This window comes from Actinophytocola sp. (assembly GCF_050699915.1).
Lineage (GTDB): Bacteria > Actinomycetota > Actinomycetes > Mycobacteriales > Pseudonocardiaceae > Actinophytocola.
Map to the genome: position 1 here is coordinate 1 of NZ_JBOHGA010000279.1, position 7,075 is coordinate 7,075.

The window sequence follows — 7,075 nt, forward strand, 5'->3', positions numbered from 1 at the left end:
GCGCTCGCCCGCGCGGCCGGCGTCCCGCCCGAGGCCGTCCGCGCCGGGCTGAACGCCTACCAGCCGCCCGCGCACCGGGTGGAGCTGATCGCCGAGGCCGGCGGGGTGCGCTACGTCAACGACTCCAAGGCGACCAACACCCACGCCGCGCAGGGCTCGCTCGGCGCGTTCGACCGGGTGGTGTGGATCGTCGGCGGCCTGCTGCACGGCGCGCCGGTCGACGCGCTGGTCGCCTCCGCGGCGCCGCGGCTGCGCGGCGTGGTCCTGCTCGGCACCGACCAGGACGCCTTCGCGGCCGCGCTGGCGCGACACGCGCCGGATGTGCCGGTACATCGGGTCCCTTCGGGAGACGATGAGCCCATGATCTCCGCGGTGCGTGCGGCGAGCGCGATGGCAGGGCCTGGCGACGTGGTGCTGTTGGCGCCTGCGGCCAAGTCCCACGACCAGTTCGCGAGCTACACCCACCGCGGCGCGGCGTTCACCGAGGCGGTGCGGGCGCTGCCGAGCGCGGCCGCCGCGGGCGGTGCCGAGCCCGGACAGCGCGGATGACGGCACTGGAGCCCGCGAAGACCGAGCGCGAGCCCGCAGACAAGTCCACCGACAAGAAGCGCGCGGCACGCCGAACCGGACGGCTGGCCGCCACCCGCAGCGCGCTGACCGCGTGGCTCGGCCGCCCGCTCGCCTCGTTCCACCTGGTGCTGGCGATCTGCGCGCTACTCGTGGTGCTGGGCCTAGTGATGGTGCTGTCGGCGTCGTCGGTGATCTCGCTGAACCAGGACGCGTCGGCGTACACGGTGTTCGGCAAGCAGCTCGTGTTCGTGCTGGCCGGCCTGGTGCTGTTCTGGATCGGGCTGCGGATGCCGCTGACCCGGATCCGCGCGGCGAGCCCGGTCATGTTGTGGGTCAGCGTGTTGCTGCTCGTGCTGGTGCTCATCCCGGGGCTCGGCTCGGAGATCAACGGCACCCGCAGCTGGTTCACGATCGGCCCGGTCGGCTTCCAGCCGGTCGAGGTGGCCAAGCTCGCGCTCGCGCTGTGGGGCGCGCACATCCTGGTGGTCAAGCGAGGGCTGCTGCACCAGTACCGGCACCTGCTGGTCCCCGTGGTGCCGGCCGCGCTGGTGATGTTCGCGCTCGTCATGCTGCAGCCCGACCTCGGCGGCACGGTCACCCTCGGCGTGGTGCTGAGCGCGCTGCTCTGGTTCGCCGGCGCGCAGCTGCGACTCTTCGGCGCGCTCGCCCTCGGCGGCCTGGCAGGCGTCGTCGTGCTGGCGATCGGCACCGACTACCGGCTCTCCCGGGTGCTGTCGTTCCTGAGCCCGGAGAACGACCCGAGCGGCGCCGCCTACCAGGCCAACCAGGCGCTGTACGCGCTCGCGGACGGCGGGCTGTTCGGCAAGGGCCTCGGCCAGGGGCCGTCGAAGTGGCAGTACCTGCCCAACGTGCACAACGACTTCATCTTCGCGTTGATCGGCGAGGAGCTCGGGTTCGTCGGCTGCGCGCTGGTGCTCGGGTTGTTCGGCATGCTCGCGGTCATCGGCATGCGGGTCGCTGCCCGCAACATCGACCCGTGGATCCGCCTGGTGGCGGCCACGCTGACGGTCTGGCTGGTCGCGCAGGCGGCCATCAACATCGGGTACGTGGTGAACTTGCTGCCGGTCACCGGCATCACGCTGCCGCTCATCTCCTCGGGCGGCACGTCCGTGGTCATCACTCTGCTGGTCTTCGGAGTCCTCGCGAACTGTGCGCGCCATGAGCCCGAAGCGGTGGCGGCACTACGCTCTCAGGGGCCGGGCCGGTTCGGCCGCCTCATGCGGCTGCCGGCCCCGGATCCGTACCAGCCACCGGCCAAGCGACGGCCGATGCGGAAACCCGCGCCGTCGCGTGGTCCCGCCGGTACCGACCGAGCTCGCCGGCGGTACCCGCGCAGTTCGCCAGGAGGAACGTCTTGACCGACCCCACCCCCCGTGGGCCCTGTGTCGTGATCGCCGGCGGCGGCACCGCCGGACACATCGAGCCGGCTCTCGCGCTCGCCGACGCCATCCGCCGGATCCGGCCGGACGCGCGCGTCGTCGCCCTGGGCACCGAGCGCGGCCTCGAGAAGTCGATCATCCCGGGCCGGGGGTACCCGCTGGAGATGATCCCGCCGGTGCCGATGCCGCGGAAGCCGAACGTGGACCTGCTGAAGCTGCCGTTGAAGGTGCGCTCCGCGGTGAAGACGACCCGCGCGGTGCTGGACCGCGTCGGCGCGGACGTGGTGGTCGGCTTCGGCGGCTACGTCGCGCTGCCCGCCTACCTCGCCGCCCGCGGCCGGCTGCCGATCGTGGTGCACGACTCCAACGCCCGGGCCGGGCTGGCGAACAAGGTCGGCGCACGGTTCGCCCAGAAGGTCGCGGTCGCCGTGCCGAACTCGGGGCTGCCCGGCGCCGAGATCGTCGGCATCCCGCTGCGCGAGTCGATCATCAGGCTGGACCGGGAGGCGATGCGGGCGCAGGCCCGCAAGCATTTCGGCCTGCACCCGGACGCGCCCACGCTGCTCGTGTTCGGCGGCTCGCAGGGCGCCCGCTCGATCAACAACGCGGTGTCCGCGTGCGCCCGCCGGTTCGCCGACGCCGGGATCGGCGTGCTGCACGCCCACGGGCCGAAGAACTCCATCGCCGTGCAGGAGGTTCCGGGCGCGCCGCGCTACGTCGGGGTGCCGTACCTGGAGCGGATGGACCTCGCCTACGCCGCCGCCGACGTCGTGCTGTGCCGCAGCGGCGCGATGACCGTCGCCGAGGTGGCCGCGGTCGGCCTGCCCGCCGTGTTCGTCCCGCTGCCGCACGGCAACGGTGAGCAGGCGCTCAACGCCAAGCCGGTGGTGGACGCGGGCGGCGGGATCGTCGTGCCGGACGAGCAGCTGTCCCCGGACAAGGTGGCCGAGCTGGTGGTGCCGATGCTCACGGACCCGCGCCGGATCGCCTCGATGAGTGCCGCCGCGCGGGGCATCGGCCACCGCGAGGCCGCCGACGTGTTGGCCCGCATGGTCCTCGAGGTGATCAAGAAGTGAGCGAGAGCGACGGAGCGTTCCCCGTCTGGACTGAGGAGCGCGCGCAGGCGCGCCAGCGCCGAGCACGCGACGAGGGAAGACGGGGAGTAGCGGAGGAGCGGAGCGAACCATGAACACCGCGACGGCCCGCACGGACCCGCTGGCGAGGACACATCTCGTCGGCATCGGGGGTGCCGGGATGAGCGGCATCGCGCGCATCCTGCTCGACCGCGGGCTGGCGGTGTCCGGTTCGGACGCCAAGGAGTCGCCCGGCCTGCTGACCCTGCGCGCGCAGGGCGCCAAGATCGCCGTCGGCCAGGACGCGGCCAACCTCGACCTGTTCGGGCCCGACGGGCCGACCGCCGTGGTGGTGTCGACCGCGATCAAGCCGGACAACCCCGAGCTGGCTGCGGCGAGGGCGCGCGGGCTGACCGTCCTGCACCGGTCCGAGGCGCTCGCCGCGCTGATGGCCGAGCACCGCGTCGCGTGCGTCGCCGGTACGCACGGCAAGACGTCGACCACCTCGATGCTGACGGTGGCGCTGCAGCACTGCCGGCTCGACCCGTCGTTCGCGATCGGCGGCGACCTCAACGAGTCCGGCGCCAACGCCCACCACGGGCACGGCGGCGTCTTCGTCGCCGAGGCCGACGAGAGCGACGGCTCGTTCCTCGCGTTCTCGCCGTCGGTCGCCGTGGTCACCAACGTGGAGGCCGACCACCTCGACCACCACGGCACGGTCGAGGCGTACACCGCGGTCTTCGAGTCCTTTGTGGACAGGATCGAGCCGGGCGGGCTGCTGGTCGCGTGCGCGGACGACCCCGGCTCGGCCGCCCTCGCCGCGCAAGCGGAGGAGCGGGGCGTACGCGTGCGCCGCTACGGGCGGGCCGCCTCGGACGTGACGCTGCTCGACCACGAGCCGACCGATGACGGCGGCGGGGTCGCGCGGGTGCTGCTGGACGGCGCGGAGATCACCGTGCGGGTCGCGGTGCCCGGCGAGCACATGGCGGGCAACGCGATCGCCGCGCTGCTCGCCGGGCTCGAGCTCGGCGCGCCGCTCGCCGGGCTGCTGGAGGGCATCGCCTCGTTCGGCGGGGTGCGGCGGCGGTTCGAGTTCAAGGGCCGCGCCGGCGACGTGCGGGTCTACGACGACTACGCGCACCATCCGACCGAGGTGGCGGCGCAGCTGCGGGCGGTGCGCCCGGCGGCGCGGGACGGGCGGCTGATCGTCGTGTTCCAGCCGCATCTGTACTCGCGCACCCGGCTCTTCGCCGCCGAGTTCGGTTCGGCGCTCGGGCTCGCGGACGAGGTGATCGTGCTGGACGTGTACGGCGCGCGCGAGCAGCCCGAGCCCGGCGTGACCGGCGCGCTGGTCACCGAGGCGGTGCCGCTGCCGGCCGAGCGGGTGCACTTCGAGCCGTCGTTCGAGAAGGTGCCGCCGCTGGTGGCCTCGCTCGTGCGGCCCGGAGACCTGGTGCTGACCATGGGCGCGGGCGACGTGACGATGCTGGGTCCGGAGCTGGTCGCCGAGCTGGACCGGCAGGTCAAGCTGACATGACGAGCACGACGAGGACGCGCCGCCGGGCGGCGGACGAACCGCTCGAGGAGCGGCCCGGCCCGAGCCGGCGCCGCTTCCTCGCCCGGCGCTGGCTCGCCCTGCTGCTCGTCCTCGCGGTGCTCGGCCTGACGTACGTGATCATGTTCACCCCGCTCGTCGGCGTGCGGGAGGTCGAGGTGCTCGGCACCCGGGAGCTGGCGGCGGACGCGGTGCGCGACGCCGCCGCGATCGAGCCAGGTACGCCGATGGCGCGGCTGGACACCGACGAGGTGGCGCGGCGGGTGGCCGAGCTGCCGCGGGTGTTCGAGGTCAACGTGTCCCGCTCGTTCCCCAGCACGGTCGAGATCCACGTGACCGAGCGGACCCCGGTCGCGGTCGTGCCGGACAGCGACGGCGTGCACCTGGTGGACCGCACCGGCGCCGACTACGCCACGGTGCCCGCCCGGCCCAAGGGCCTGCCGGTGCTGAAGGTCGTCAAGGTCGCCCCGGACGACCCGGCCACGCACGCGGCGGTGACGGTGTTCGGCGCCATTCCCGACCAGCTGCGCGGGCGGGTCGTCGAGCTGTCCGCCGACTCCCCGGGCGACGTGCGCCTGAAGCTGCGCAACGGCAAGACGATCAAGTGGGGCGACGCGCAGGACAACGACCGCAAGGCGGCCGTGCTCGCCCCGCTGCTCACCCGGCCCGGGAGAACCTACGACGTGGCCACGCCCGACTTCCCGACGGTGTCCTGACGTGGCCGACCGACCCGAGCCGCCCATGGTGGGCGCCGAGCGCGAGCAGCTGAACGGCTTCCTCGACTTCCTGCGCGCCACCGAGGTCGGAAAGGCCGCCGGCCTGTCCGACGAGCAGGCCAGGCAGCCGCTGGTGGCCTCCGAGCTCACCGCCGTCGCGCCCCTGCTGTCCCACCTGCGATACGTGGAGCACTACTGGTTCGCCGTGGTGTTCGACGGCCAGGAGGACCCGTGGGCCGAGCGGCTGAAGGTCGACCGGAACGCGGAGTTCCGGCTGGGCCTGGACCCTCCACTGTCGACGCTCGTCGCGGAGTACGAGGCCGAGTGCGAACAGAGCCGCCGGATCGCCGCCGCGCGCGACCTGGACGCCACCGCCACCACCGCGCGGGGCGAACCGGTGAACCTGCGCTGGGTGCTGATCCACATGATCGAGGAGACCGGGCGCCACGCCGGCCACCTCGACCTGCTGCGCGAGAGCATCGACGGTCGCACGGGGGAGTAACGCTCGGCGACAGGGGCGTACAACAACGTCACCGCACGGCGTGGCGGCTGGAATCGGGAACCATCGATGCCTACCGTCCTGTATTCGAGTCCGGGCTTGACATAACTCTAAGTCTCTGGTTGAGGGTTAGAGATCTTCAGCTCGCGACGAATCGGGGATGTACGAACACGAGCTTGATCAGGAAGGCGGATCCGATGACGCCCCCGCACAACTACCTGGCGGTGATCAAAGTCGTCGGCATCGGCGGCGGTGGGGTCAACGCCGTCAACCGCATGATCGAGGTCGGGCTCAAGGGCGTCGAGTTCATCGCCGTGAACACCGACGCGCAGGCACTGCTGATGTCCGACGCCGACGTCAAGCTGGACATCGGCCGCGAGCTGACCCGCGGCCTCGGCGCCGGCGCCAACCCGGACGTCGGGCACAGGGCGGCCGAGGATCATCGCGAGGAGATCGAAGAGGTCATCAAGGGCGCCGACATGGTCTTCGTGACCGCCGGCGAGGGTGGCGGCACCGGCACCGGCGGCGCGCCGGTCGTCGCGTCCATCGCCCGCAAGCTCGGCGCGCTCACCATCGGTGTGGTCACCCGCCCGTTCGCCTTCGAGGGCAAGCGCCGGGCCAAGCAGGCCGAGGACGGCATCACCGAGCTGCGCAACGAGTGCGACACGCTGATCGTCATCCCCAACGACCGGCTGCTGCAGCTCGGCGACATCGGCGTCTCGCTGATGGACGCCTTCCGGTCGGCCGACGAGGTGCTGCTCTCCGGTGTCCAGGGCATCACCGACCTGATCACCACTCCCGGCCTGATCAACCTCGACTTCGCCGACGTGAAGAGCGTGATGTCCGGCGCCGGCAGCGCGCTGATGGGCATCGGCTCGGCGCGCGGCGAGGGCAGAGCCGTGCAGGCCGCGCAGAAGGCGATCAACTCGCCGCTGCTCGAGGCCTCGATGGACGGTGCGCACGGCGTGCTGCTGGCCATCGCCGGCGGCTCGGACCTCGGTCTGTTCGAGATCAACGAGTCCGCCTCGCTGGTCCAGGAGTCCGCACACCCCGAGGCCAACATCATCTTCGGGACGGTCATCGACGACTCGCTCGGCGACGAGGTCCGGATCACCGTGATCGCCGCCGGGTTCGACGGCGGCACCCCGACACACAAGAAGCTCGACGCGACCGCGATCGGCTCTCGCAGCTCGCCGATGTCCGGCCAGGCCGGTCAGGTGGCGAGCCGGCCGGCCGCCCCACCGCCGGCGGCGGAGCCGCCA

Annotated in this window: 7 protein-coding genes; all 7 read left to right on the forward strand. The window is 72.6% G+C overall.

Translation table 11 applies throughout. The features are described from left to right. The coding region (locus ACRDSK_RS30085) for a glutamate ligase domain-containing protein (RefSeq protein WP_431444747.1) at window positions 1-549 on the forward strand (549 nt) is incomplete at its 5' end. Beyond that, window positions 546-1,949, forward strand: coding sequence for a putative lipid II flippase FtsW (gene ftsW / locus ACRDSK_RS30090; RefSeq protein ID WP_431444748.1), 1,404 nt, complete (start codon window positions 546-548; stop codon window positions 1,947-1,949). The genes ACRDSK_RS30085 and ftsW, both read left to right, overlap by 4 nt. Further along, window positions 1,946-3,046 carry an undecaprenyldiphospho-muramoylpentapeptide beta-N-acetylglucosaminyltransferase gene (gene murG / locus ACRDSK_RS30095; RefSeq protein WP_431444749.1) on the forward strand — a complete coding sequence of 367 codons (1,101 nt, stop codon included), beginning with the start codon at window positions 1,946-1,948 and terminating at the stop codon, window positions 3,044-3,046. The genes ftsW and murG overlap by 4 nt, the downstream gene beginning before the upstream one ends. Before the next feature lie 109 nt (window positions 3,047-3,155). Continuing rightward, window positions 3,156-4,580, forward strand: coding sequence for a UDP-N-acetylmuramate--L-alanine ligase (gene murC, locus ACRDSK_RS30100; protein ID WP_431444751.1), 1,425 nt, complete (start codon window positions 3,156-3,158; stop codon window positions 4,578-4,580). Next, window positions 4,577-5,314 (forward strand): cell division protein FtsQ/DivIB, encoded by a 738-nt coding sequence (locus ACRDSK_RS30105; protein ID WP_431444752.1) that lies wholly within the window; start codon window positions 4,577-4,579, stop codon window positions 5,312-5,314. The genes murC and ACRDSK_RS30105 overlap by 4 nt, the downstream gene beginning before the upstream one ends. 25 nt (window positions 5,315-5,339) lie before the next feature. Then, on the forward strand, window positions 5,340-5,816 hold the full coding sequence (locus ACRDSK_RS30110) for a DinB family protein (RefSeq protein WP_431444755.1): 477 nt from the start codon (window positions 5,340-5,342) through the stop codon (window positions 5,814-5,816). A 194-nt stretch (window positions 5,817-6,010) separates the two neighbouring features. After that, on the forward strand, window positions 6,011-7,075 hold a 1,065-nt coding region (ftsZ, locus tag ACRDSK_RS30115; protein ID WP_431444754.1), incomplete at its 3' end, for a cell division protein FtsZ.

Excerpts from the sequence above, each read along its gene's own strand:
- ftsW (WP_431444748.1), top strand. The coding sequence starts at position 546 with ATGACGGCACTGGAGCCCGCGAAGACCGAGCGCGAGCCCGCAGACAAG.
- murC (WP_431444751.1), top strand. The coding sequence starts at position 3,156 with ATGAACACCGCGACGGCCCGCACGGACCCGCTGGCGAGGACACATCTC.
- ACRDSK_RS30105 (WP_431444752.1), top strand. The coding sequence starts at position 4,577 with ATGACGAGCACGACGAGGACGCGCCGCCGGGCGGCGGACGAACCGCTC.
- ACRDSK_RS30110 (WP_431444755.1), top strand. The coding sequence starts at position 5,340 with ATGGTGGGCGCCGAGCGCGAGCAGCTGAACGGCTTCCTCGACTTCCTG.